This is a genomic window from Novosphingobium mississippiense, from assembly GCF_044029535.1.
In the GTDB taxonomy this organism is placed as follows: Bacteria; Pseudomonadota; Alphaproteobacteria; order Sphingomonadales; family Sphingomonadaceae; genus Novosphingobium.
In genome coordinates this window covers 19,108-43,507 of the sequence record NZ_CP147002.1, presented here as the reverse complement: position 1 = coordinate 43,507, position 24,400 = coordinate 19,108, and the positions used below count along the sequence as shown (strand labels likewise).

Below are 24,400 nucleotides of genomic sequence, written 5' to 3'. Positions count from 1 at the left end.
TACCACGATGAAACCCTTAGCTGCATCCGTGACAAATCCGGACGTATGTCGCTTCATCACACCGACCCCAGCGCCAGTAGGACGCGCTCCCTCATCACTCCACGCAGCGCTTCGGGTGCTACGATGCTGATGTCGCCGCCCCAGGTGAAAAGGTGTTCCGCAATCTCACGCAAGCCGCCGCTGCGGAATTTCACTAGAAGTTCGTCACCGTCCTCCTCCAGCACCTGCCCAGGATGGAAGCGCCAGTGTCGCGCACGCTCGATCGCACTAGGGCCTACGCGCAAGACGATGTCATGGTCGTCCTCCCGCCAGATGCCGAAGCTTCTCGCCAACCAGGCATCGAGGTCCCAGTCGTCCGGAGCGCAGCCCGCCTGATTGGATGTGCGGGGATCGGTTATCCGGTCGAGACGGAAGAAGACCGGTTCCTTGTCGGTGCGACCTTCACGTGGGGGGATCTTGCCCAGCAGATAGGTCGTCGGACCGTGAATCAGGCCATAGGGGATAACGCGGCGCCACTTCGCCTCGCTGCCATCAACTGCAGTGTATTCGAATTCGACGCAGGCACCTGCAAGGATCGCCCCTTGCACCACGCCGATGGCTTCGGGCGTGGCATCTAGCAACGGTCCAGCGGTGATCCGGCTGCGCTGCAAGCGCACCAGCGCGTCAAGATCGGGCGCAAGACGTGCCCGTTCCCGATCATCGAGTGCGGACTTCACCTTGGCAAGGAGGCTCTCCAACTGCCCGGCATGTCCGGAACCCTCGGCGCGGCGGGCCTGGGCCTCCGCCTGAAGCGCTGCTACCTCTTCCGCGTTGGGCCTGGTGTAGACGCGGCGCAGGCTTTCGCGGATGAAAAAGCGTTTGGTACGGTCATCCTGGCGCTCTTCGATGTCGAACTCTTCGCGCAGCGTATCGCGCAATCGCTCGGCGGTGCGGCGGTTGACGCCCAGTTCAGCGGCCATTTCGTCGAGCGTCAGACCCTCGCTCGATTCCGACAACAGATGCACCAGCATGAGAGCACGGCGCAGCTTGCCCATGCGCGGGCGCGCTGCTGCGCCCGCTATCTCGCGTTCTGTCATAGCCCCCTTGCCGCCCTTCGATGTGACCGAAACTGTCGTCTTTATTACGAATAGTAAGACTAATGAAAAGTAATCATTTCAATAAGAACGTATGGCGGGCGTACTCGGAGACCTAAGAAAGCGCTCCACCACCTTGGGCCCACGGTCGATGGCAGACCTGGAGCCAAATTTGCCAATTGCCTGAAATGCCCGCGAGCAAAGGCAGCCTCATTGCCCCATCCTCAACGGTAAGGGGAAGGACCTGATTGCAATCCGGAACGCGATCGTCCGAACGACGATATGCCTTCAACTTCTGGAACCCGCTTTCAAGGCAAGGCGCGAAGCTCGTTCCGCCGTGGCTTCGGCAAGCGCTGTAACGGCGCCTTCGGGCAATCCCGGCACCCTCACCCCCTGCCCGAGCGCCGCCTCTACTGCGCTGCTCAATGCTACCGCGCGGCGGCGCAGATAGGGCGCGGCCAAGCCAGCGTCGGCGGCAAAGCGGGTGAAGCTCTCTGCATCGATTTCTTCCAGCCTGGCCGCACCACCGAAGCGCATCGCCAGGCGTGGGGAGAGTTCTTCCCAAACCCGCGTTGCGACGAGGTCGTAGAGCGGGGCCAGCACGACTTCTCCGCCTTCCTGGCGCAGCAGACTGAAATTCTTGGCGTGGGCATCGGCATTGCCGATAATCACGTTGAACAATGCGGCGTCCGCCAGCTTCAACACCTCGCGGGCGGGTCGGGTTGCAGCGCGGCGCAGCAGAGCGAAGGCGTCGCGGAAAGTCGGCCCCCCCTCAGTCGCATACTTGCGATTGGAGGGGACGCCCAAGGCCTGAGCGAAATCCTCCTGGTGCAGCCTGTGGGCCCTCCCCTGCCCTGTCGTTCGATCATAGCGCTTAACGAGCAGGAATGCTTTGCCTTGCACCTCGCGCCATTCCCCATGGGCAGCGTCCAACCCTACCGCGCTAGCGAGCGCCAGGCAGAACGCCTCGTTGGCGGCAAGTCCGGGGAAACGCGCAGGTTCTGGCTTGATAAGGTGGGTGGAAGGCTCTCCGGGTCGCGGCACCGCAATCTGGCCATCGACCAGCACCACCGGCAGCTTGGCTTGCGCACCTGCGAGGCTGAGGCGTGCCCCTCCCTCCCCCGCCAGCATCGGCACACGTGGCAGGCGTTCGAGCAGCGCTGCCAGCTCGGCGTCATCCAGAACCTGCGCGGAATGCGCGAGATCGGGCACGGGCGGCTCTTCGCCTTCCGGGAGAAAGGCCAGCGCCCCTGCTACATCCCCGCCCAGCGCCTGCAGCAGCCGGAATGGGTTATCAGGCGAAACACCAAGCGTGGCTGCAACTGCAGTACGTTGGCCTTCCTCGGGCAGCAACCCGCCAAATACCGCCTTGCACGCGGCATCGTAATAAGGCTCCTCGCGTTTTGGCAGCGCCTGCGAGAGCGGCGGTGCTGCTGCGTCCGCCAGCCATTCGGGCGCATAGACGAAGTGCATCGCCCCGCCCCGATCGATCGTGAGTTCACCCGCAATCCTGCTGTTCCACCAGACGATCAGCCGGTCTTGCACTGGCAAGCTCATGCGCCCTGCCCTTCACCCGGCCGCGCAAGCTGAAGCGAGCATCCCAAGGTAGCCAGCACCATCAGCACCTTTCCCAGTTGGACAGTTTCCTTGCCGCGCTCAAGATCAACGATAAACCGCAGTCCTACACCACTGGCAGCGGCAAGGTCATCCTGGCGAAGACCCTGCGCTTTACGCTCAGCACGGATCAGATGGCCGATCTCGGCAACACTCTTCAAAGGCTAGCTCCATTTTCCCGAACGGGAAAATATGTTGTCTTATCTCGGATCGCAAGCGGATATTTCCCGAACGGTAAATTTCGGCCCATAAGGAGCTGCAAAAAGCAAATTATTCCCGATCGGTAAATTTTACTAGGCAAACGACCCCGGGAATAGGGTTTCTTGCGTATTGGTCGGGCACCGGAGCGAAACCACCCCCTTCGGCGTATCAGATGCCAGCAATCCATCCTCGCTCAATTCCTGCAGAACGCGGCGAGCACCGCGTTCAGGCAAGCCTGTCAAGCACAGCACGATGCCCGGTCGGCCTCGCCTTGCTCCAATCCACGAGCTACCCGCGTGATACAAGCCACTGACCATGCGGCCCAATACCCGCCTTCTGAACCATGGCGTGGCTTATCAACCTGCGGACCCGGCTATTTCCATCGGGAAACGAGTGAAAGCAATTGAACCGGTGATGTGCCGTCGCCACCGTAGGAATGCGTTTGCCCTGCCCTGCCCCACTGCCATCATGCGCGTCCCGTCTTTCAGTTCAAAAGCAAACCGGGAATAGAAATAGCATGAAATCGGCGACCCTCGCTGACAAAGGCGGAAGGTGCCGACCGATCTGGAAGTCATGTTCAACCTTCGCGCGTCACCGGCCTGTCGTTATGAGACAGCGTTGCTTGCACGCTGTACGCTCTGCATGTCGACTGATGTCCCTGCATAAAATCGCGATGCAACTGAAGGATAAAGTTGGTGTCCGCTGGATTGGGTAGTTCGCCCTGGACGGCGGCGCGACCGATCCATTCTTGCACGCAGTAGTGTGCCTGAGGCTTCCACCATGAGTTTTCTCTGAACCTCATCCCATTCCGGCAGAGCCGGGAAACGATGATTTGCCGTTGCGGCAGGAACTTGCTCCATTTCAGGCGTGGCAGGAAGGTTCCTGAGAAGCGTTTCGGCCATCGATGCTTGGCTGTCAGGCTCTCAAAAGGTTTTGGACGGATTGAGGGCGAACTGGAGATTTTATGGCTTTTCGCATTGCCGATGGAGGAAAGGCCCCCTCCCCCTTTCTCTTAAATCAATCTCAAAGATCCGCCGTAGGCGCAGGGTTAAAGGGGTTATATTTTCAAGTTAGAGAGTTAAGACCTGTCGCCGGAGCCCTGAATCCTCACTGGCTCCGCGAGTCGCGGCCTGTGGATAGAATCTGATAACACGCGGGAAGTGATCTGATAGCACGCGAGCGAGATTCTAATAACACGCTGCTGAGCATCTGATGACACGTCTGGCCTATTCAGGCGATGTGGATAACTTCGGTGCCTTGCCATGCTGTTGGGCAGCCTCATACGCTGAGCTTGGCGCATTTTCTCGATTTTTCGGCGCATTGTCACGATTGATCGTGTGCAGGCGGTTTCTCCGGATTTTTAAACTGCGTCGTGTTTTCGGGAATGTCTGAGCAAAGCGACGACGTGTTCTCAACGTGTTTTCAGGAATGTTGATTACGGGCATTGTTGCCGGCGTCGCTATTCCAGCTGAGGTACACCGCACCACGATCGCCAGCCTGCCCGTTCCTTCGTTCTGTCTGCAGGGGCGTTGGCGAACCGACTGGAAATGCTGCGATAGGCAATGCGCGAAAGCGCGTCTTCGTGTTTTTAGAATCATAGTTGCGATCGCTTCGTTATACGATTCCTGCGGAGAATTCTTTGGAAAGCATCGCCACCGAAGTTCGCGAACGCAAGATTTCTGAAAACACGTTGTTACCGCCGTTCGCTCCGGCATCCCTCCACATCGTAAAAAAATGAGTGAGCATGCCGGTGGGGCTCTCACCTGTCCCGTGCAGTACTGCCCGATCCTGAGCTCGCCGTGCGCCGGTCCAGTTCGTGCAGGTCAGGCCAATGAGAAGGCATGTGAAGATCGCCACATATGGGCTATCCTACGTCATGGCGTGGAGGTCGGCGCTCGACAGCTCTAACTGACCGATGATCGGAGCGGCGCGGTGCTACGAAGATCTCTGCATACCATTCCCCATGCTCGTCCATGCAACGAGGCGCGGTCTCTTTTGTCTGGCGCGTAGCTCTCTCGATCACAGCGGCTGTCTCGGCTACCGGGGATGATGGAAGATCGACGTACCGTGCTGGGCATCTTCGGGCGCAAGCAGGGTCAGGGGAGGGGGCGTCAAAAGGCGCAAGGCGCGGACGTAGCGTCGATTTGCCTTGAGCAGGTGACGGTGAAGCCAAGACCGCATTTCGCGGTGCAGGCGGGTTCCCTAAGAGGGAGCCTGATGCGGGCAGGGCAGGCGGGGACGGGGGGCCACCTGCCCTTTTCAGTAGAGCCTTAGAATCCTGGAAGCTGGTACTTGTTGCGCTCGTGATGCTTCTTCATGAAGCCGTAGAAGCGCTTGGAGTAGTTGCGCGGCAGCTCATTCGGGTTCGCGTTGAGGAACGCATCGAACGTCTTCATGAGAACGTCGAGGTCCCAACCGGGACATTCCTGGCGGATCGCCTCGTAGATTTCGGGATCGAGAACGTCCTGCGCCTTGCTCCCACGACGCAGCTTGGGAGTGTCCTCGGCTGTCTTGGCGTAGACCTCGGCGTGAGGGTCACCCGCAGGATTGGCATCCTCGAATTTTAGGCTCGCTGTAGTTCGCGCCAGCAGTCCGCGGGTAAGTCGAGGATCGACGAAATCTTGAGACGCGGCCGCCGCAGGCGTGGCTGCGACGGGAGCGCGCGACGAGGCAGCGGGTTTGGGCGAGGGCAGGGCAGGGGCCTTCGCCGCCTTGGCAGACTGGTCTTCGAGGTACTTCCTCATGACCATCTTGAGTTTGGGGCGAGGGGTGTCCGCCCCGATCACCTCCAGGCTGATTTCCGGGAGATTGTTCGCACGCGCCAGTTCAAGGATCTTGTTCTTGAAAGAAGGCAGTGAACTTTCGCTGCCGCTCTTATGGTGCAGCGTCTCGAAACCGATCGTGAAACCTTCGGCGCCATTGCCGCCGGCGTGCTTGCGGCTCGCGCGGTATAGCCATTTCCCGAGCCCGCTCGTGATCTCAAAATAGAGCGGTGAAATGGCGAGCACGTTGCGCTTGTCCATGACTCCTTCGAAGAACCACTTCGAGAGCGTAATCTCCATGCCGAGGGAGCGCTGCGTCTTTTCATCGACCAGGTGGGTATAGCTGTCGATCCACGAGAAAGTCGTCTCGCGTGATTTTGAGTTCGCGCGAATGTTGGTTTTGATCGTGGTCGCCTGGAGCCGGTCGAGCGCAGCGATCAAGCGCTCGTAGGCACGACCGCTTACGCCCCAGCAAATTCGCCGTAGCAGGTCGCCGGGCTGAAGCCGGATCGTTGGAGAGAGATCGTTGTCTCCCCGTTCGCGCAGCTCATTCAGGTGGGAGGCGAGGTAGATCATGATGTCTGCGTCCCAGATCGTCGCCATCCCGTATTCGGGGTTGGCGGAGACATGGACATGAACGCTCTTGTCAGGGCTGAGGTAGTCGATCGGCTTGATGCGTTTCTTCTTCGCGAGGCTGAAGAAGGGGCGCTGCATCGTTTCCTGGTAGTCGCGCAGCGAAATATCGCTGAAGTCGGGCAGCGTGAAAAACATCTCGAACTGGACTTTCCGGCCGCCAACGGGGGCCGGTGTTGCGTCAGAAGTCACGCTGCAAACTCATCCATTCTGCATTCGTCCCACACGTGGGAAATTGCATTTAAGTGATTGTAAATACGTCAAAAAATCACAATTTTCAGCTTTGCAGAAAATAGGGTCAGCGACCCGTCTTTCTGAGGATTTTGGCTTTCTCGATGAGCGGCCGAAGGGCCTCCAGAATTTGATCTGTCGAAAGGTCGGTCGGAGTCAGCGTCAACGTCAGCCCCCGGCCTTGATCGCGATCAACTTGCCCGATCTGCGTGCCCGCGACTTCGATGAGTGCCTTTTGCGCGCGTCCGCGGCGCGGGGCTGTCGTTGCCTTAAGGAGGCGGGCGACAACCTCTGCGCCGCTGATCGGCTCCTCGTCGCCGGACTGCCGGAAGCTCTGCTCATTGGCGATATGCGCGGCGGCTTCTTCCATCTTGGCAAGGCTTGCCGGTGTGCGAACAAGGGGCAGGAGCTTGTCGCCGTGGCGTACTTGCAGGTCCATTGGCGAGTTGAAAGCACTGACGATCGATTGGGGGATCTCGGTCAGGCCGATGTAGCGGGCGAGGCTGGATTTTGAGAGCTTGACCCGCTCCGCCATCTTCGACTGAACGCCGTCATAGTAGGTGTCGACCGCGGCTTTGTAATTGAGCCCACGCTCGAGATCGGAAATGTCTTCACGCTCGCGGTTCTCGATGTCGGCAAGCCTGAACGCGGCCTCGTCATCGATATCCTCGATGATCGCGACCAGTTCGATATCGGGGTAGTGGTTGGCGTTGAGCCAACTGACCGCCCAGTGGCGGCGCGTTCCGATGACGAGTTCGTAAGGGAGATCCGCCTTGGGCGTCCGGCGAACGACGACGGGAATCCGGTTGCCGTTCTCGGCCTGAAGTGAATCGATCAGGCTGCTCACACGGTCCTGCGTCAGCATCGCATAGTCGCGGGCATTACCCGGCCAGATCGAGCATTCCGAAGGCTTCAGGCGGATCGACGGCTTCTTCACCATTCGCGCTGCTTCACCGAAAGCATCAAGCCGCTTGCTGGTGAAGGTTGGGCGCGGCTCGCTACGCGGCGCTTCCTCGGTCACGGCGATCGGCTCTGCCGGCGTGGAGGCGAGGGCTTCGGAAATGAGCGAACGGCGGCTCATGCTGCAGCACTCGCTGCGGTGTCAGCCGCGCGGCCGGCAATGCTTGTCGAGGACCACTGTTGCCGGATCTGCTGGACCACTTCGCCGAACACGGAATCCAGGTTCTCACGGCAGCGGTTGTAAGTCGCGTGCGAGGCGGATGGCTTGCTTTCGTAGACAGAGCGGAAGGCTTGCGTCGCGTTCTTGATCTCTTCCGAGGCAAGAATGGGCTGGCTGAGCATGAAGTTTGCGTAAGTTGCCTGCATCATCTTCCACATGTCGTTTTCGCCCGGTTTACTGGGCGTGTAGGTCGAGCAAACGACGCGGATGAAACCGTACTCGACCGGGGTGCCGGCTGCTTCGAGGACCTCGATATTCTCCGCGATCGTATCCATGAAGTGGATGGTCGAAAGATAATCGAGCTGCCGGGCCGGTACCGGGATGAGGAGACCCGTTGCTGCAGCCATCACGTTGAGGCCGAGAAAGCCCATTGCCGGCGGCGGATCGAGAAGGATCACGTCAAAATCGTTGATGACGCTCGAAATTCCGACGCGCAGGCGCTGCAAGCCTTCACGCACCGCCTGGCTGCCTTCCTGCAGCGTGGCAGTCAGATCCCATTCGGCATCCTGAAGGCCGAGGCTCGAGGGGATGATCTTGATCGTCGGCCAGGCTGTGTCGTGGATCGATGCTGCAAAATCGTCGAAGGTGCTGCGCGGCGACAGGTAATTGCCGAGCGTATGTTCCTCGTCGATAAGCGTTTCGGGGCGAATATCGAACATCGTCGTCGTCGATGCCTGAGGGTCGCAGTCGATCACCAGAACCTTGTAGCCGTGAAGCGCGAGGTAGTCGGCGAAATGCTTGGTGATCGTCGACTTGCCGACACCACCTTTGAAGTTCTGGACCGCGATGACGACCGCATCTTCATCCTCGGCTTTGCCGGGGTGGATGCCGAGAGCTTCGCGAATGTTGGTGAGATCTTCGAGCGAATAGAAGCGACGGCCGTTGGCTTGCTGCTTTGGGGGCGCCAGACGACCTTCCTTTTCCGCTTTCGCAAGGGCTTCGGGAGTGCGGCCGACCAACTCGGCCGCGACGCCGGGACCGAACGTCATATCGAGAACCTTGCGGTCCTCGGGATTGAAGACGATCTTCTTCACCCGATCACGCATCTCCTCGCACGACCGCGTTATCGCTCGAAGCGTATTTACGGTGTACGTCATCGACTGATTGGCTCCCTGTGAATCAGCGCATTACCTTCGGTTTGGAATTAATGATCAGAATTGCTCGCGAAAGTCAAACCTGACCAAATTTTTTGCCCTGAAGCCTAATGAATTGGGAATCCCCCTCTGGGTTGCAAACCGCTAGGTCATTGCTCAGCCATGCCCCCTCACGACCGATTTTGTCGTTCGAAAGGATAATCTGGCCCTCATCAAGCAGAGGGACCGGAAGGGGCTGAATGCAGCAGGTATTGAGAGATAGGGCAGGTCGTCGCCTTGGAGATATCAGGCCAATTGGCGGAATGCTGGTTGCTTACGGTCGAAGTGGACAGCGCCTGGGATATTATAATCCCCAAGTGAACGTCACTTACGACATCCACGGCGGACGCCTCGGTATCGGAAACTTCCTCGCTGGATTGATCGCTAATGAGCAGTAATGTCCGCGAAAAATATTCTCCATCCGCGGTAAATGTGGGCGCTGCCAATGCCGGTTTTGCCCGGCAATGTGTTGATGCAGCCCTTTATGCCTATGCCAGGAGGGGAGACAGAACGGTTCTCTGCAATCACCTCGAAGGCAGTTTCACCTTTCCCGCTCTCTCCGAATTCGCTCCGCTCGCAAATGCATCTGACAAGCTTGTTTCTGCCCAGCAGAGATTTCTTGCCGCGGCGGCACTGATCGAGGCATTCCGCGCGAAGGGTTGGGGAGGCATTCTCGACGACGAAGAAGAGGTCGAACTTTCGGATTGGACGGTCTTCTCCTTCAGAGCGGTGCCGATCAGCGTGGATTATCGGAACTATTTTCTCCCCGTCCAAGACGTTCCGTTTATTTTCAAGGTGGTGACCGATATCACTTTGGCTGTTCGGGAGTGCCGTCAATAATGTTTCAAATCGCGAGCGGAGCCATTCAGGGCGCCCGTGACAATCAGGAAGACTGTATGGAAATCCGGCCTGCACCTGGAGGCATGGCCGGATTGGCGATCGTCGCAGACGGGATGGGCGGTCATGCAGGTGGCGAAATTGCCAGCGCGCTTGCGGTGGCAGGGTTTGCCGAGCACTTCGAGAACTATACGCGGGGCCCTTTGCCCAAACGGCTCGAGATCGCACTGGCCATGGCGAACCAGGCGCTGGCGCACCGTGTGCGAGAGGACGTTGAACTTGACGGGATGGGGACGACCTTGCTGGCGGTCCACTACGGGCCGGAAGGGCTGCACTGGGTTAGCGTAGGAGATTCCCCGCTCTTGCTGGTCCGCAACGGTGAAGCTCGATGGTTGAATGAAGATCACTCAATGGCACCGCTGATCGAACGTCAGGTCGCGGCCGGAAAGTTGACCCGAGAGCAGGCGGATCGGCACCCGGAACGCAATTCGCTGCTTTCGGTACTGACTGGCCTCAACACGCCGGACATGATCGATTGCCCCGCACAGCCATTGGTTTTGCAAGATGGCGACCGGGTGATCGCGGCAAGCGATGGCCTGCTGACGCTAAGTTTATCGGACATCGCAGCGAGGGTATTGGCCGCCGATTCTGCTTCGGAAGCAGTTGCTTTGCTACTGGATGGTGTCGCAATGCGCGGACTGCCTTTTCAGGACAATGCGAGTGTTCAGATAATCATGGTGGGGTAGGGCAGGAAAGGGCTCACCAAGCCCTTTGCAGCTGCGCAAGCAGCGTGGGGGAGGCACATGGGTGCCGTGTTAAGAAGGGTTTTCCGGAATGCTTCCTCTGGCCGTTGTAATCGGCACGGTGATTGCCGGCATCATGCTGCTGGTGGTTGGTATCCTTATTGTGCAGCTGGTGCTCATGATGCTCCGTCTGGCCGCGGTTGTAGGGCTGGCTTCATTGATTTGCGGGGGCATCGGTTTCGGGCTTTCGCTAGCCGGGATGGATACGGGGCCTTCGGTCCTGATCGGGCTTGTCGCGTTCCCCCTCGCGCTTTGGGCACTGTGGCGCGGGTTCTGGCCCCGGCGATACACACGCCCGCTGAAGATGGCTCGTGCTGTGACACCTGTCTATGGCGGTGTCGTCGAAGGCCCGGCTGACGCGGAACTGACCAGGGCTTGGGAGCAGCTTACGCAATGGGCGCCTGATGAACATGCCGCATCGCTGTTTGAGGCGCGCTCCACTTGCGTGGAAATGCTGCGCGTGGCGGAACAGGCAAGCTACGATCTTGAGATTATCGCTTGCGCCGTCTTCATCCGCCGCAATGTGCCGGAACTTGCGGCGCGAAATGCGCAGCTATGGGAGACAGCAGACGCGGCTCTGAGGGCGGAGCTATCGTATGGCATAACCGAGGACGTTGCACGGTTCGGCGCTTATGCGGCCCGTGAACTGGAGCGGGTGAGGCGGGAATTCCGTCGCAGTCATGGGGATGGTCTCGTTGCGCTGCGCAACCACATCGCCGCGCGGACGGATGCCTGACTACGGTGCGGGGCGCACTTTTGTCCGGTTCCTTGGCCGGATATAGACCATCGAATCTTCTAGCTTCACCTCACAAGCGGCTGATCGCTCGAGCGGAGTCGGCAACTTGGGGCAGCCTCAACCTGGCGCAGGTTCTACTGATAGCTGGTGGAAACCACGGGCGTACCGCCGGGGCAACTCTCTGCTAGCGAATTGATGTGGGAAGAGATGAAGAGCGCTTGGGCCGGTATTTCTGAAAATTGAAATAGGTTGGAATTGTAACATTCCAGATCACGAATTTTGATCATCCAGTGAGGAATAGATGGAAGACGGCAACTCTGATAAGATCGAATGTCCTCTTTTGCCGCATTATGTTTATATTTTGCTCAATCCATTGGATGGTAACAAGCCATTTTACGTGGGCAAGGGTATGGGGCGCCGTGCGCAGGCGCATTTTAACGACCTTGAGCGAGAGCTTCGCAAGGAGCAATTCGAAAACTCGCTTGATTCGGGCGAATTCAACAAGAAAACGAGAATACTGCACGACATCAAGTCGAGTGGTATGACGCCACTAGAATTGGTTGTCGCTCGCTTCGAGACCGAGGACGAGGCTTTTGCCGTTGAAACCACACTGATCCATTTTGTTTATGGACGCGATAGCCTCGCCAATATCGCGGGCGGTCATGGCTGGCGTAATTTTCGCGAGCGGCAGGAATTCGATGAGATTGTCAGAACGGCGAAATCTGCCGCTGACATCCCTCCGAGACCGGGGATCGATATCCCGGTTGTGAGGTACGTCCGGGACGGCGCTTTTCCGAACTCGAAGCGTGAAAAGCTTGCACTGGCTTCGGCTTACGAATGGTGTGAAGACCTTAAGCGGAATCTTGACGAGCACAGTTTCAACTGGCGGGATTACACTGGGCGGGATGATCGTCGGTACGATCCCGGTGAATCCAATGGGCTTCTAGGCGCCATCGTACGTATCGGCGGCATCGACTTTAACGTAGATTTCACCGCTGCCAAAAAAATGAAAATCGGAGTGTTAGGCACGGCTTCAACGCGGCTGCCGGCATCAACCGAGTTGTTGCAGCGGGTACAGACACGTCTCGGAATATCGATCGGAGAGGCGAAAATACCTTTCCGAGATGGAGCATGGAAGTACAAAACGATCGAAGGAGAGCCGCGCTATAGCACTTTTGCCGGTTTGATGGCGAGGCTAACGGAGTTTCGGGATGCCATGACGGATGCGGATTTCGCATAGGGACCGTTTGGAAATTCTCGAAACGTGAATTTCGCGGCACCGGCCTTCTCGCCACCCCCCAGGATATTGCCAATGATGGCAGGGTGGGGAGAGGGCCGGTGTCGCGCGCTGCAGAAATTCAGCATGTTTGTCGCGTATTGCCCATTGTCAATTCTGGTCGGGCACTTTCGATTTTCCGGTGTTGAGAACCTGCCTGAAGGTTTTGGACACAGTGTCGCCGAGCGAGCCAACAGCCTCACCCACAGCGCCCCCCATGTGCACTGCCTTGTCGGCCAACGTGCCTGCGACGTTGCTTGCCGTGCTGGCGGCGGTGCTGGCTATTTCTGACAGCGTTTCGCCTGCTGCGCTGCTTGCCTTGGCTAGCGTCATTCGCCCCTCGGCCTCGAGGACCCGTTCGATAGCTTCCAGCGCAAGCTCCTCGCGTTCATCCAGCGTGCCGTCCGCGGCGACTACCTCGCGCAGGAACGCCATCAACTCGGCTTGCATGGCAGGGGCGTTGCAGTCCGGGTTGGCTGCCAGAAATCGCGCGAGCTCCTGGGTAAGGACTTTGACGCGGGTAGTCTCTGCCAGCGGGATCAGGGCGTCGAGCGCACGGTTCACATAATCGGCGTCCAGTCCCCAGTCGTGGACAAGGTGATCGGCGATGCAGGCCTGCTCTCTTGTGTCGATCGCCCCGTCGATCGCGGAAACCCGCAGGGCGAGATTGCCGAGTAGACCTAAAAGGGCCGCACCAAGGACGTCGATTGGCGTGTTGATGTACTTGGGGATGGTTTCGACAAAATTGTCCCCTTTCCCGGAGAACCAGCGCGAGGCTCCATACCACCCTCCGCCGGCCACGACGGCAGCGGCGACGACCCAGCCCACCGGAGTTGCAGCCGTAGCGAGCCCAAGCGTTGCCGCCAGACCGGTCGGTGCGAAGAAGGTCCCGGCGACAAGGGACGAACTGGCAACGCCTGCTCCGGTCGCGGCCGCGCCGGCAGTATCCCATAAGCTGAACAGCCGCTTTTTTGTGCGCAGCAATGCGAAGGCATCCTCGCCGATCCGCAAGCGGCTCTTGAAGCGCAAGGGATCGGCGACGACACGTTCGAGCCCGGATGGGTTCAGTCCCGTCAGAAGGGGGGCGGTGCCGTCAATCATGCGCTGCGGTGGCTACCATGGATTGGAATTTGCCCAGAGGTTCGCGCAGAGCGCCGTTACGCAGGTCTTCAAGGGCACCCATCGTCAGGCCGAATGCAAGGAGCAATGGCGTCAGAATTGCTGCCAATGCGCCACCGATCAGAGGGGTTGAGGCAATAACTGTCGAAACCGTAACCGCGATCACGGCACCGAACGCGATGCCTCGAAAACGGCTTATGATATCGAACGCAAACGCGATGATCTGTTTGCCAATCTCGAATACCTGCGCGCCGACTTTGGCAGTCGTATCGAGCAGTTTGGCGATGATCACTTTGGCGTCAGCGGACATGTCTGTCCGTTCTAGCCGGTCGGCAAGTTCTCGTCTGGACGGGATGCTGAGCCAGTTTTGTGCCGGGGCTTCCATGACCTAATTGTCCTTTGCGCTATTGCGATTTTCCCATGTAGATCAGAGACAAGCTGGACGTCGATGCCTGATTTTTACGATGCGACCGGAAATGTCGTTTTTGCCTTAGATCTATTGCCATAGCCGACCCGCATCCATGCGCCTTCACGGGGATTGAATATTTCATAATGCCGTACGAATATTCCGATCAGGATCCGCTTCATCCGGAAAACCTCAAAGCCAAGCAGCGCGATTTGCGCGATGGCCTCCCAACGCCGCTGACCTTGCGTGTTCATCGCTCCCTGTCCTGGCTGCGCCGTGCGGAATTGGAAGGGGACGATGAAGATGTACGCTTCATCTTGCTTTGGATCGGTTTCAACGCGGCCTATGCGGGAGACGTCGCGCAAGCTTCCGGGCAGGATGGCCGACGGGAACGAGACGCCTTTCTCGAGTTTTTCCGCACGCTGGTCCGCTTTGATGCGCGGCACCGCATCTACGACATGGTGTGGAGCCGCTTCCCACAGGAAATCCGCCTTTTGCTGAACAACCGCTACGTCTTCGCGCCGTTCTGGCTGCATCATAACGGCGTCGTCGGCTACACCAATTGGGAGGAGCGTCTCGAGGGCGCGCGGCGGCAGGTGAATCGTGCGCTGGCGGAACACGACACCGCGACGCTGCTCTCGCTGCTGTTTGACCGGCTCTATGTGCTGCGCAACCAGCTGGTCCACGGCGGCGGCACCTGGAACAGTGCGGTCAATCGCGCGCAAGTGCACGACGGCACGGCGTTGCTGGGGTGCCTGCTGCCGATCTTCGTGGACCTGATGATGGATAACCCGGCGCATGAATGGGCGATGCCGCATTATCCGGTGGTGGATTGAGTGAAGCGGGTCTTACGCTGGCTGCTGCGCCGTGTGGCCCTGTTTGCAGCGCTTTTTCTGGCGATCGGCTTTGCGACCTTTGCCGGCACGTGGCTGCTGGATGCGGTGGAGAGCGGGCAGACTGCGATGCAGGAAGTTCAGCAACTCCGCCGCGATCACGCTGAACTTACGAATGGTTTGAAAACGCTGGAAAAGGAGAGGGCCAGGCTCGTTGCCCGCTATTCTCCAAATGCGACAAATCTGGCGGCGCGCACGGATGCGCTCGCAGCGCAAAGCGAAGCTGAGCTCAATCGGCAGGTGGAGCAAGCCAGCAATGATCTGGCGGGCTACCAGCGTGAACGGGATCAATTGCGGGGCACGGACCCGTTGATCTTGGTAATCAGGGGCGGCTCGCAGAAACTGGTGCGCCACAAGACCAGGGAAATGAAACTCGACGTGAAGATCGTCGAAACCCAAAACCAGCTCTCTCTGCTGCGGTCGGCGCAATCATTGCTCAGCTACAGAAGCGCGGAGAGGATGCATGATGCCACCGAGAAGGCGGCGCAGCGCTGCTCAGCAGCCAGCGGCGCGCTGGGCCGATATCGCAAGCCGCATTTCTGGACAGACAACGACAGTTCGTCGCCCTTTTCACGTTGGCTGGAAGATCCCGCCTACGGGAAGCTGGTCGATGATCGAAACCGTGCTTGCTCTGATGCCGAAACGGCCAGACGAGAAGAACAACGTCTGACGGGGGGAGGTATTGCCGCAAAGCTCGTTACGGCGACCCGTGTCAGCAAGGATCAATTGGCGGAGAATCTGGGCCAATCTCTTGCGCCAACGCGCCAGCGTGCCGAGCAGACAAAAGAAAACCTCGTAAGGCAGGGAGGTACGTTCTTCGGCAAGCTGCAGCTCTGGTTGGAAGATCATCCGCTTGGCGGCGTGTTCTGGAAGACGGTGGCTGCGTTCCTCGGGGTGATCGCGATGCCCTATCTGATCCGCCTGTTGTTCTGGTTCGTGCTGGCACCCATCGCCGAGCGGAGGCCACACATCCGCATCAGCGTACCGGGCGGGGAAGGACGGCAAATTCCGTTACCAGACCGTAGCACTACCTCGGCGGCGGTGCGGCTTGAGGTGGGAGAGGAACTGCTGGTGCGCGAGGACTATCTGCAATCCACATCGCACCGGGGTAGCAAGAACACGCTTCTTTTGCTCGATTGGCGGCACCCGTTGACGAGCCTTGTCAGTGGTATGAAAATGCTCACACGGATTCGCGGTGCGGGGGAAGTCACCACTGTTTCAGCGGTACGTGATCCCTTTGCGGAAGTGACCGTGCTGACGCTGCCTGCCGGTACGGCTTGCGTTCTGCAGCCGCGAGCCTTGGCCGCGGCGGTGCAGCCCATCGGACGGCGCCTTCGCATCACCACACATTGGCGGCCGTTTTCCCTCAACGCATGGCTGACATTGCAACTGCGCTACATCGTGTTTCACGGCCCATGCCGTCTTGTGTTGAAGGGCGGGCGTGGCGTGCGGGTTGAACGCGCTGAGCAAGGCCGCATTTTCGGGGCCGATCAACTTGTGGGCTTCTCGGCCGACCTTGCCTATTCGGTGGCACGCACTGAGACATTCATTCCATATCTGTTGGGCCGCGAACCCCTGTTCAAGGACAAGGTTGAAGCTGGCGCAGGTATTCTCGTTGTCGAGGAAGCGCCGATGGCAGGATCCCGCGCGGGGGAAATAAAGCATGGCCTGGAAGGTGCGTTCGACGTCATGACCAAGGCGCTGGGGATGTAGTTCACGGCTGCCGCAACCCCGAGAGCCCCGCTTCACGCATCGATTGTTTCGGTGCCAAGCCCGTGTACCATACTGGCCAGCCCATCGGACATCTGCGAGATACCATTCGCCAGATCCACTCGCCCCAGCGCGATCATTTCCCGCCCGCCATGGACGCCGAACCGCCGCACTTCGCCGCTGCCTGCGCCCGGCGCCGAGGGATACAGCAGCATCAGGCGCTCGCATTCGTAGAGCCGGGCATAGGCCATCATCTGGTACACATCGGCCTGGCTGACACCGTGCTTGCGGTCGAGCGGGTCGGCGGAAAGGCGTTTCCACTTGGTGTCGATCACTGCGATTACCTTGCCGCCACGGCGCAGCAGCAAGTCGGGGCGAGTCTGGAACACGTGGCCTTCGCAAGGGGCCTCCTCGCGCCAGTCGCCCAGGCAATGGCGCAGGCCACCCTGCGCGACCACTTCGATGCCATTGCCCGCCAGCGCGCGGCGTAGCAGAGTAGCCACTGCATCTTCGAACAGGCGCTCCATCGGGAACAGCAGGCTGGTGCCTGCATGGCCCGTCGCTTCATAGCCGGTTGCCTGCCAGTCGCGGCCCATCAGAAGGCGAGCGAGCCGCAGGAGGTTTTCCCAGCTCCGGTTCGTGCGATCGATCCGAACCGCACTCCAGGGCAGGGAAGACGGCGGCAGCAGGGTCACGTCGGCCAGCACGAAGCGCAGTTCGTCGAGCAGGCGGCGCGTTGCCGCCACGCGGGTGCGCTTCCCCAGAGACACGACTGTGGCCGCCATCAATTGCATCAGCGCGATGTCGTGGCTGAGCACGTCGAAACGGCAGGCGAGCCGGTCGGGTCGTACTGCGTTCATGGTGAACTGGCGCGTCACGTCGAGCCGTCCGCGCAATGCGGGCAGGTCGTCCTCGTGGTGGAGGTACTGGCGTGGCAGGCCTCGGCGGGTCTGAGCCAGCAGACGTTCGGCGAAGAGGCGGATGAACACTTCGAGCAGGCTGTCGGCCCCATGCGCCATCGCCGCCGCGCCGCCATCACCAATGTCGAGGCCCAGCGCGAGATCGATTAGCGAGACGAGGCGGGCGCGCACCGTGGGGGCGTCCTTGTCGGTTAGCTCATCGGGTGCGTCGGGATCGACCTTGGGTAGGATTTCCAGGCTGCATCCCGGCGCGGCAAGGACGCCGACCATCTGCCGCGCACGCAAGTGGTGGCGGTGATCGGAGAGGATCCCCGCGCCCTCCTCCCCGCCGAGGGGATGGGCGCGCGCTGCGGCCATCAGCGCCTCGGCCTCGCGCACGGTGAAGCCGCCGGGGGCGCCGACTGGCACCTTGCCCCATTCGGAGACTGCCCGATGGGTCACTCGGGCGTGTCCCCCCCTTCGGTTGTGGAGACTGCCGCGCCGCCGAGGAGGGCGTCGTAGGCGTTGTGAGGAAATTCTGCGAGAACCGACCATGTCGGGCGCGGCTGCAGGTCGCCCAAGCCCGGCGGGGCCTTGAGCTCGCCCTTCTTGATGAAACCGGGGCCGACGACGGCGGCGATCCGGCTCCAATCCTCGAAGAAGTACTCCTGCAGCAGCGGGATGACCTTGTCGCACATTACGGCGTTTACGTCGTCGCGGGTCTTGCAGTGGATGAAAAAGGCGTGACCGATACGGTGCTCGCGATCGACCAGGTATTCGATGCGTTCGTTGATGGTGGTGAGGATCTTGCCGAGCGACAACCCGGTGCGTTGCTCTGCGGAGCGAAATTCCGGCACAGTTACGTCGGGCGCCACCTCTCGGAAGGTAAATCGGCGGCGCAGCGCGGTGTCGAGCAATGCGATAGAGCGGTCGGCAGTGTTCATCGTGCCGATGATGTGGAGGTTGACGGGCACACCGAACTCGCGGCGGGAGTAGGGGAGGCGGGCCGTGAGCGCGTTGGGTTCCTGACCGAGACGCTTGCCCGGTTCGATCAGTGTGATCAGTTCGCCGAAGACCTTTGAGATATTGGCACGATTGATTTCATCGATGATGAGGACGAACTGGTCGGGTGTGGTTTGCACAGGGGCTGTACTCGAAGGTTCGCGCCCCGATGCGATCAACCGTTCCAGCGCGGACATCTTGATCCGATGCGCTGGCAGCGAATACAGCGTGCGCATCGTGAAGTTGCCGTCGATGATAGTATCTAACGGCAAGGGTTCGTCCAGACTGACCAGCCATTTCACTTCCCGTCGCTGGGCAAAGTACCCCTCTGCACCAGCATCATGCCGATAGTCGCCGGTGACTTCGGCAATGCCCCGAAAAGCGGTATTGCCATAGGGCACGATCACGAGATCGCCGCGCTTCATGACGTTGCGAAACCTGTGTGTCTGTGTCCAGTTGCTGGGCTCGGTACTGGGGCGATCGATGGACTGCCAGTGCGCACGGATGGCATCTTCGGATGAGTAGGACGGATCAGACCAGTCTTCGTCGCCGCCCCAGCCAAGAGCGATGTAATCGCCGCTTACCGCAGCCTCATAGACGTCATCCTCGGTCCGGCTAGAGCCGACGCTCATCTTCCAAAATGCACGACCTTCGAATTCGGAGGGGCTCTCTGATGTCGCGGAACCGGGGTTCTTGCGTGCCTGCTCAGCGACCGCGCAGATTTCACGGAATATACCGGGCTTCACCTCAAGTCCGAAGCCGGCGCCGGACTGGCCTCCTTCACTGACGACCGGCCGAAGACCCTCCACGAACTCCTCGTAGCTGAAATTCTGATGGAAGGTGACGAGACGGATGCGACCCTGGCCTTCCAGTTCCCGGTATCGGGCCATGAGAGCGGATCGATCCTGGTGATATCTGTCCTTGGCATCTTCACCGTCGCAGAGCGCCACAGCTTCCAGAGCGGAGTTATGGGTCTTACCGGTGCCGGGAGGGCCGTAAAGGACGAGATTGGTGGGGGAGGGCATATGCGCTGCTCCAACTGCGGACGGGTCTTTCTGCCCGAACCAGTGTTTCAGGAAATAATCGTAGTCTTGCGGCACTTCCTCGGTCAGGAATGCGCGAAGCATATCGGCGAATGTACTTTCGCCCGGTTCCTTCAGCCGCCAGACCGGATCGTTCTGGGTGTAAAAGTACCAGACACGCGGTTCGGGCAGCGGTGTGCCCCACGCCACGCCGACGGAAAGGCCGTCTCCTCGCTGCTCGGTAACCGTGCCCATCGCGCGGATGCGGATCGCCGAGATGCGGGCGCCGTTTGCCTCGAAGGGCAGGTCGCGCGACTGGTGAAAGTAATCGCGCATGACGACGCGGTCACCCGGCTGCATCTGGCGCAAGCGGTCGTTGTTGGCGCTGCCGGTTTCGGTCAGCAGGCTCCACTCGCCGCGATCGAGGAAGCGCTGTACGCCGTCCTCGGTGCCCCAGCGGGCGGTGACGATCCAGATAGGGGGGGGTAGCGCCGGGAGGTCGAGCGATAAGTCCAGTTCATAGCGATAGGACCGTGCGAGCGAATAGTCCTCCGGGTCGTCTACCTTCGCGTTGCTGATCCCGCCCATCCTCTGAAGCTTTTTGCCATCCATAACCTGACGCGCATTGGGCTGGTTTGGCTTGGGATCCATGCTGTGGATGGCATCACGAAGCGTTATGTCGATGAATGATTTTCCTGCCCGCCGTGCCGGATAGATGAAGTTTCTTAATATGGCCGATCTGATCAGATCGGCTTCCCGGGCATTATCGCGCGCAGGAGCTTCAGAGTTTTCTTGAAAATCCACCAGAATGTAGCCGAGTTTGGTCAGGCAAGTGAACGCTTCATTTTCACCGTAACCGCCAAAGAACGTCTTTGCCGTAATTTCCATCCCATTCGGAAGAGCTGAAACGGCGGCGATGACAGTAGCCTTCGCTGGATAGCGCCGCTCGGAATTTTCAAGTGCGATCCAGCGTTGGGGAGGGCGGCATCCACGTGTCTCCAGAAACTCTTCAAGGCCTTCGTCGTCGCACAGGGCGATGGCGGCGTCGATTTCCTTGCGGGTGAGGGCATTGATGAGGAGCTGCAACGCGGCGTTCTGACGATCGGTGCTGTCTGTTCCGTCGAGAAACTGACCGTATTGGCCGAGCCATGACCGCCAGCTGGCAAGACGGTGCTCCGGCTTTTCCGACTGGGGCATGAGGATGCGGTAGTCCGTGCCTCCCGCCCGAAAATCCTGCTGGATGTCTTTGATGCGCTGTCGTAGTTGCTCGAAGCGATCCGCCGCCCATGCCGCGTCGAGATCGGCGTGAGGCGAGCCCAGCGCCGCAAGGTTGCTCTCGATCGTTCGTACGGCATAGGCACGGGTGCTGCGCCCGGCCTGAGTGTTGGCACCGCGTTCCGCTAGCCACGTCTTGAATTCATCCTCGCGCATCACTTCCCCTCGCCCGCAATCCAGGCCAGCGTATTCACAAGGCGCAGATGCTCAACCGATTTCGCGTCTAGTTCCAAAAGTTTAGGGTTTGCGAGCACGACGGCAAGCGTTCTCGCGCGGCTGATCGCCACGTTCAGGCGGTTCTTCGAGTAGAAGAAATCGACATGGCGCGGCAGGTCCTCCGGGCTGGAGGTGGCGAGGCTGACGATCACCACTTCGGCCTCCTGGCCCTGGAACTTGTCCACCGTGCCCACGCGCGCGGTTGCGGGCAGCGCTTCGGCCAGCGCGATCACCTGCATGTTGTAGGGAGCGACGACGAGAATGTTCTCCCAGCCCAGCTTGCCCGTTTTGCCTTGCCGGTCGGTGAAGGGGGTGCCGATCAGCTGGTCGCACAGATCCACCACCCGCGCGACTTCCTCCTCGCTCTGCTGGTTGCGGCCGGTGTGGTCCATCGCCACGAAGCGGATGCCGTGGTTTGCCAGCGCCGGATCGTGGCGTTCCGGCAGGTGCAGGCTCTGGCGCGCGCAGTCGGTGTGAGCCTTGAGCCGCCCGTCGTAGACCGCGTCCGAGATGAAGCCGCAGATGTCTGGATGCATCCGCCAGCTGGTGTCGAGCAGGATACCGCGATCGGGCGCGACGGTCGCCTCGCCCTGCAGCAGGTAGTCGAGCGCCGACAGGCCGCTTTCGCCCGGATGAGTGCCCTGGATGGGCTGGGCCAACTGCATCTGGTCGCCCACCAGCACGATATTGCGCGCCGCTGCGCCCATCGCGAGAAGGTGGCCGAGCGAGACCTGCCCCGCCTCGTCGATGAACAGGTAGTCGAGGTACTGGTCGATCGCCTCATCGGCGAACAGCCAGGCGGTACCGCCGATGAGGTCGGGCGCGTAGTCGAAGGCGTCTGCGTTGCTTTCGACGTCGGTGATGATCTGCCCGTCAAGGTAGCTGCCGGGATCGGTCTTGCTGGCCTTCTTGACGCCGACGAACGAGACGCCCTGTTCGATGGCGATCGCTTCGACCTTGGCCAGCAGGTTGTTGATCGCCTTGTGGCTGTTGGACGAGACGCCGACCTTTTTGCCGGCCGCCATCAGCGCCACGATTACATGGGCACTGGTGAAGGTCTTGCCGGTTCCCGGCGGGCCCTGAATGAACAGCGCGGTGTCGTCCATCGCCAGGCAACGCTGGGTGGCGGCTTCGACGAGGCTTTCGCCCTCGCGTACCATTGGCCCACCGTTCCAGTCGTGCAGGCGGGGCGGGGTGCGTTCGATGAGGTCGATCAGCGCACGGTAGCTTTCGCCGCCCGCCGCCCAATGCGCGGCGACGCGGCGCACGGCGGCGACGAGTTCATCGATGCGCAGCATCGGGTCGGGAATCAGTGATCCGCCCTCGGGGAAAAACTCTCCTGGTTTGAGCTGACGTTTGACTGTGACCACGCCGTTGCGGCTGTCGAGGCTGGCGATCGTGCCCAGTTTGGCGAGGGTTGGTGCGTGAAGAACTTGGGACCTGACGCGCAGTTTGGTATCTTGTGGATCGAACCGATATTGCGCAACCGTGCTGCGCTTTTCCTTCCACTGCCAGACGCCGTCTTCGTTTGGCATGGGGGCGATGTTACCGATGCATTCGCCATCATCGACGAGATCGGCGTCGTCCTTCTCGCACCGGTCGAATTTGGCCCAAAGGACCGGTTTGGCGGCGCGCCAGTGGAAGCCGGCGAGGTGGCCTACGAGTTCGCGGCCCTTGTCACTGGGCGGCAGCGGCCCGGCGGCGATTGCGGTGGCCAGAGCAGCGGTGGCTTCCTCGGCCTCGGCGCGGGCTTCGGCCTTCTCATCGGGTACAACCGTTGCGGGCCCGACTTCGCGCCAGGGCAGGTCGTCCATGCGCAAGCTGACGAGCCAATCGCGCAGGGCCTCGGTGTTTTCGCAGTCCACCTTGTTGTATTCTAGGATGTCGTCGAGGATCTTCTGCTCGCCCGAATCCTGCCAGGATTTGTACTCGATGATCGAGTCCCCGGCGTTGGTCACTGCCTGATCGCGCTTCTTCGCGAAGAACACTTCCATCGTTTTCAGCGACAGGTTCGGTTCCGAAGTACGGATCGACTGGCGCAGCACACCATAGAGATCCACCAGCTTCCTCTCGCGCAGCAGTGTGTCGATGGCATCTTCGCGGCTTGCGTGGAGGGTGGAGAGGCGGCGCAGTGCGGTCACTTCATAGGGGGCATAATGGTAAACATGTGCGCCCGGGTTCGCCGCCAGGTGTGCGACGATCCAGTCCACGGTGCTCTCGAAGGCAACGCGCTCGGCCGCGCGGTCGTGGCCCCAGCGGAAGCGGAACTCCGGTTTGCCGTCGACCACGTGATGCACGCCCCACAGATAGTCGAGGCCGCCTTCGGTCAGCGGATCGCCTTCGAGGTCGAAGAACAGGTCGGCCGGGTGAGGTGGGGGCAAGGTGGAAAAGCCGCGGCCGGCCTCGACGGGCAGGGGCACCACCACCGGATCGCCGCCCTCGCGCCGGGCCAGCTGCAGCGCCGCCTGCGCGCGCAGCTTGCCGAAGGTCGCGGCGGCCATGCGCGGGACGACGGTGTCCTCGCTCGCGCCAGCAAGTGCGGCGAGGGTGGTGATCCCGGCGTCCTCCAGCTTGCGCCGCTGCGGCTTGCCGAGGCCTGCGACGCGGCTGAGGTGGTCGGCGGCGTCGAGCTGCTCGGCGCAGTGTTCGCGCCATCCGCACAGCTTGCAGGCGGAGCATGGCTCAGGCACCGACTGCGGGGCGCCATCGGCGATGAAATCGAGGTAGCGGGCCTTGGCGGCGTCCAGCGTGTGCGCGAATTCGGCGAGACGGAAGGTCTCGGTCTTCCCGCTGCCCAGTGCCACATGGACACGGCGCGGCATGAAGCCCTGCACCTGCGCAATCATGTCGGCATAGAGGCCCAGTTGGACGATGTACGAAGCCTTGACCGACTTCGCGAGCTTGGTGTCGACCGGTTCGTAGGACCATGCGCCGAGGTCCGACGGCTCCTCCACCCGAATAAGGAAGTCGGCGAAGCCGTGCCACGGCGCGTCGAGAAACGCGGCCTGGAAGATCGTTTTCGCGCCCCCGCGCATCGCTTCCAGCGTGGCGGCGGCGCGGCGGCGCAGGGAGCCAGTGGTGGGGATCTCCACCAGTCCGCCTTCGGCCTCGAGACGGACGCGGTAGGCATCCTCGTGGTCGAGGCCGGACTGTTGGATGAGCTTTGCCATCGCGTCGTCCTCGGCTCGCTCGGGCAGCGCGCCGGGATCGATGAGCCGCAGATGGTTCAGCGACACCGCATGCGCGCAGCCGAGGAACGTCACCAGATCGGACGGGGAATGGAGCAGCTGCTCGTCGTAGATGCGCAAGGGAATCGGAACTCCGTCAGTGAGGGCAGGGGTGATCTGCCCCCGTGATGCGACAATAGCGGTCGTGAGGA

The 24,400-nt window shown here is 60.5% G+C and carries 18 protein-coding genes; 6 read left to right on the top strand and 12 right to left on the bottom strand.

The window, feature by feature from the left end; translation table 11 throughout:
- Positions 1–56: 56 nt before the first annotated feature.
- The 7 genes from WBP06_RS18425 to WBP06_RS18395 form a co-directional block, all read right to left on the bottom strand.
- Complete coding sequence (locus WBP06_RS18425; RefSeq protein ID WP_395334276.1) at positions 57–1,034, bottom strand: helix-turn-helix transcriptional regulator; 978 nt, start codon at positions 1,032–1,034, stop codon at positions 57–59.
- Positions 1,035–1,361: 327 nt separating this feature from the next.
- Positions 1,362–2,630 carry a type II toxin-antitoxin system HipA family toxin gene (locus WBP06_RS18420; RefSeq protein WP_395334274.1) on the bottom strand — a complete coding sequence of 423 codons (1,269 nt, stop codon included), beginning with the start codon at positions 2,628–2,630 and terminating at the stop codon, positions 1,362–1,364.
- A complete protein-coding gene (locus WBP06_RS18415; protein WP_395334272.1) occupies positions 2,627–2,848 on the bottom strand; it encodes a type II toxin-antitoxin system Y4mF family antitoxin in 222 nt (73 codons plus the stop codon). The genes WBP06_RS18420 and WBP06_RS18415 overlap by 4 nt, the downstream gene beginning before the upstream one ends.
- Positions 2,849–3,176: 328 nt before the next feature.
- Positions 3,177–3,317, bottom strand: a complete 141-nt coding sequence (locus WBP06_RS18410; RefSeq protein WP_395334270.1) for a Fic family protein — start codon at positions 3,315–3,317, stop codon at positions 3,177–3,179.
- 1,841 nt (positions 3,318–5,158) lie between these two features.
- Entirely contained in the window at positions 5,159–6,421 is a 1,263-nt protein-coding gene (locus tag WBP06_RS18405) for a replication initiator protein A (RefSeq protein ID WP_395334386.1), read from the bottom strand.
- Positions 6,422–6,581: 160 nt separating this feature from the next.
- Complete coding sequence (locus WBP06_RS18400) at positions 6,582–7,595, bottom strand: ParB/RepB/Spo0J family partition protein (protein ID WP_395334384.1); 1,014 nt, start codon at positions 7,593–7,595, stop codon at positions 6,582–6,584.
- The gene (locus WBP06_RS18395) at positions 7,592–8,791 is read right to left on the bottom strand and encodes an AAA family ATPase (RefSeq protein ID WP_395334382.1); all 1,200 of its coding nucleotides are present in this window, start codon (positions 8,789–8,791) and stop codon (positions 7,592–7,594) included. The genes WBP06_RS18400 and WBP06_RS18395 overlap by 4 nt, the downstream gene beginning before the upstream one ends.
- Before the next feature lie 423 nt (positions 8,792–9,214).
- Here WBP06_RS18395 and WBP06_RS18390 point away from each other — a divergent pair, with 423 nt between their 5' ends.
- The 4 genes from WBP06_RS18390 to WBP06_RS18375 all read left to right on the top strand — a co-directional run bounded on the left by WBP06_RS18390 (position 9,215) and on the right by WBP06_RS18375 (position 12,443).
- Complete coding sequence (locus WBP06_RS18390) at positions 9,215–9,667, top strand: hypothetical protein (protein ID WP_395334380.1); 453 nt, start codon at positions 9,215–9,217, stop codon at positions 9,665–9,667.
- Complete coding sequence (locus tag WBP06_RS18385; RefSeq protein ID WP_395334378.1) at positions 9,667–10,410, top strand: PP2C family protein-serine/threonine phosphatase; 744 nt, start codon at positions 9,667–9,669, stop codon at positions 10,408–10,410. The genes WBP06_RS18390 and WBP06_RS18385 overlap by 1 nt, the downstream gene beginning before the upstream one ends.
- Positions 10,411–10,498: 88 nt before the next feature.
- Entirely contained in the window at positions 10,499–11,203 is a 705-nt protein-coding gene (locus WBP06_RS18380; protein WP_395334376.1) for a hypothetical protein, read from the top strand.
- A 301-nt stretch (positions 11,204–11,504) separates the two neighbouring features.
- Positions 11,505–12,443: an LEM-3-like GIY-YIG domain-containing protein gene (locus WBP06_RS18375; protein WP_395334374.1), complete on the top strand. Its 939-nt coding sequence runs from the start codon at positions 11,505–11,507 to the stop codon at positions 12,441–12,443.
- Between the two features lie 147 nt (positions 12,444–12,590).
- On the opposite strand, the gene WBP06_RS18370 is transcribed toward WBP06_RS18375, so the two are convergent.
- Both WBP06_RS18370 and WBP06_RS18365 read right to left on the bottom strand, forming a co-directional pair.
- Complete coding sequence (locus tag WBP06_RS18370; protein WP_395334372.1) at positions 12,591–13,580, bottom strand: TerB family tellurite resistance protein; 990 nt, start codon at positions 13,578–13,580, stop codon at positions 12,591–12,593.
- Positions 13,573–13,983: a hypothetical protein gene (locus WBP06_RS18365; RefSeq protein ID WP_395334370.1), complete on the bottom strand. Its 411-nt coding sequence runs from the start codon at positions 13,981–13,983 to the stop codon at positions 13,573–13,575. The genes WBP06_RS18370 and WBP06_RS18365 overlap by 8 nt, the downstream gene beginning before the upstream one ends.
- 167 nt (positions 13,984–14,150) lie before the next feature.
- On the opposite strand from WBP06_RS18365, the gene WBP06_RS18360 reads away from it, so the two are divergent.
- Positions 14,151–14,840, top strand: coding sequence for a hypothetical protein (locus WBP06_RS18360; RefSeq protein ID WP_395334368.1), 690 nt, complete (start codon positions 14,151–14,153; stop codon positions 14,838–14,840).
- The gene (locus WBP06_RS18355; protein WP_395334366.1) at positions 14,841–16,610 is read left to right on the top strand and encodes a hypothetical protein; all 1,770 of its coding nucleotides are present in this window, start codon (positions 14,841–14,843) and stop codon (positions 16,608–16,610) included.
- A gap of 32 nt (positions 16,611–16,642) precedes the next feature.
- On the opposite strand, the gene WBP06_RS18350 is transcribed toward WBP06_RS18355, so the two are convergent.
- The 3 genes from WBP06_RS18350 to WBP06_RS18340 are packed head-to-tail and all read right to left on the bottom strand — an operon-like array spanning position 16,643 to position 24,329.
- On the bottom strand, positions 16,643–17,968 hold the full coding sequence (locus tag WBP06_RS18350; RefSeq protein ID WP_395334364.1) for an McrC family protein: 1,326 nt from the start codon (positions 17,966–17,968) through the stop codon (positions 16,643–16,645).
- Positions 17,965–20,961, bottom strand: coding sequence for an AAA family ATPase (locus WBP06_RS18345; RefSeq protein ID WP_395334362.1), 2,997 nt, complete (start codon positions 20,959–20,961; stop codon positions 17,965–17,967). Before WBP06_RS18345 ends, WBP06_RS18350 begins: the two co-directional genes overlap by 4 nt.
- Positions 20,961–24,329: a TM0106 family RecB-like putative nuclease gene (locus WBP06_RS18340; protein WP_395334360.1), complete on the bottom strand. Its 3,369-nt coding sequence runs from the start codon at positions 24,327–24,329 to the stop codon at positions 20,961–20,963. Before WBP06_RS18340 ends, WBP06_RS18345 begins: the two co-directional genes overlap by 1 nt.
- Between the last annotated feature and the right edge of the window lie 71 nt (positions 24,330–24,400).

Bases quoted from the DNA above. Each gene is read 5' to 3' on its own strand.
- WBP06_RS18400 (WP_395334384.1), bottom strand. From the start codon at position 7,595: ATGAGCCGCCGTTCGCTCATTTCCGAAGCCCTCGCCTCCACGCCGGCA.
- WBP06_RS18365 (WP_395334370.1), bottom strand. From the start codon at position 13,983: ATGGAAGCCCCGGCACAAAACTGGCTCAGCATCCCGTCCAGACGAGAA.
- WBP06_RS18385 (WP_395334378.1), top strand. From the start codon at position 9,667: ATGTTTCAAATCGCGAGCGGAGCCATTCAGGGCGCCCGTGACAATCAG.
- WBP06_RS18375 (WP_395334374.1), top strand. From the start codon at position 11,505: ATGGAAGACGGCAACTCTGATAAGATCGAATGTCCTCTTTTGCCGCAT.
- WBP06_RS18345 (WP_395334362.1), bottom strand. From the start codon at position 20,961: ATGCGCGAGGATGAATTCAAGACGTGGCTAGCGGAACGCGGTGCCAAC.
- WBP06_RS18405 (WP_395334386.1), bottom strand. From the start codon at position 6,421: ATGTTTTTCACGCTGCCCGACTTCAGCGATATTTCGCTGCGCGACTAC.
- WBP06_RS18380 (WP_395334376.1), top strand. From the start codon at position 10,499: ATGCTTCCTCTGGCCGTTGTAATCGGCACGGTGATTGCCGGCATCATG.
- WBP06_RS18420 (WP_395334274.1), bottom strand. From the start codon at position 2,630: ATGAGCTTGCCAGTGCAAGACCGGCTGATCGTCTGGTGGAACAGCAGG.
- WBP06_RS18390 (WP_395334380.1), top strand. From the start codon at position 9,215: ATGAGCAGTAATGTCCGCGAAAAATATTCTCCATCCGCGGTAAATGTG.
- WBP06_RS18425 (WP_395334276.1), bottom strand. From the start codon at position 1,034: ATGGGCAAGCTGCGCCGTGCTCTCATGCTGGTGCATCTGTTGTCGGAA.
- WBP06_RS18360 (WP_395334368.1), top strand. From the start codon at position 14,151: ATGCCGTACGAATATTCCGATCAGGATCCGCTTCATCCGGAAAACCTC.
- WBP06_RS18370 (WP_395334372.1), bottom strand. From the start codon at position 13,580: ATGATTGACGGCACCGCCCCCCTTCTGACGGGACTGAACCCATCCGGG.
- WBP06_RS18395 (WP_395334382.1), bottom strand. From the start codon at position 8,791: ATGACGTACACCGTAAATACGCTTCGAGCGATAACGCGGTCGTGCGAG.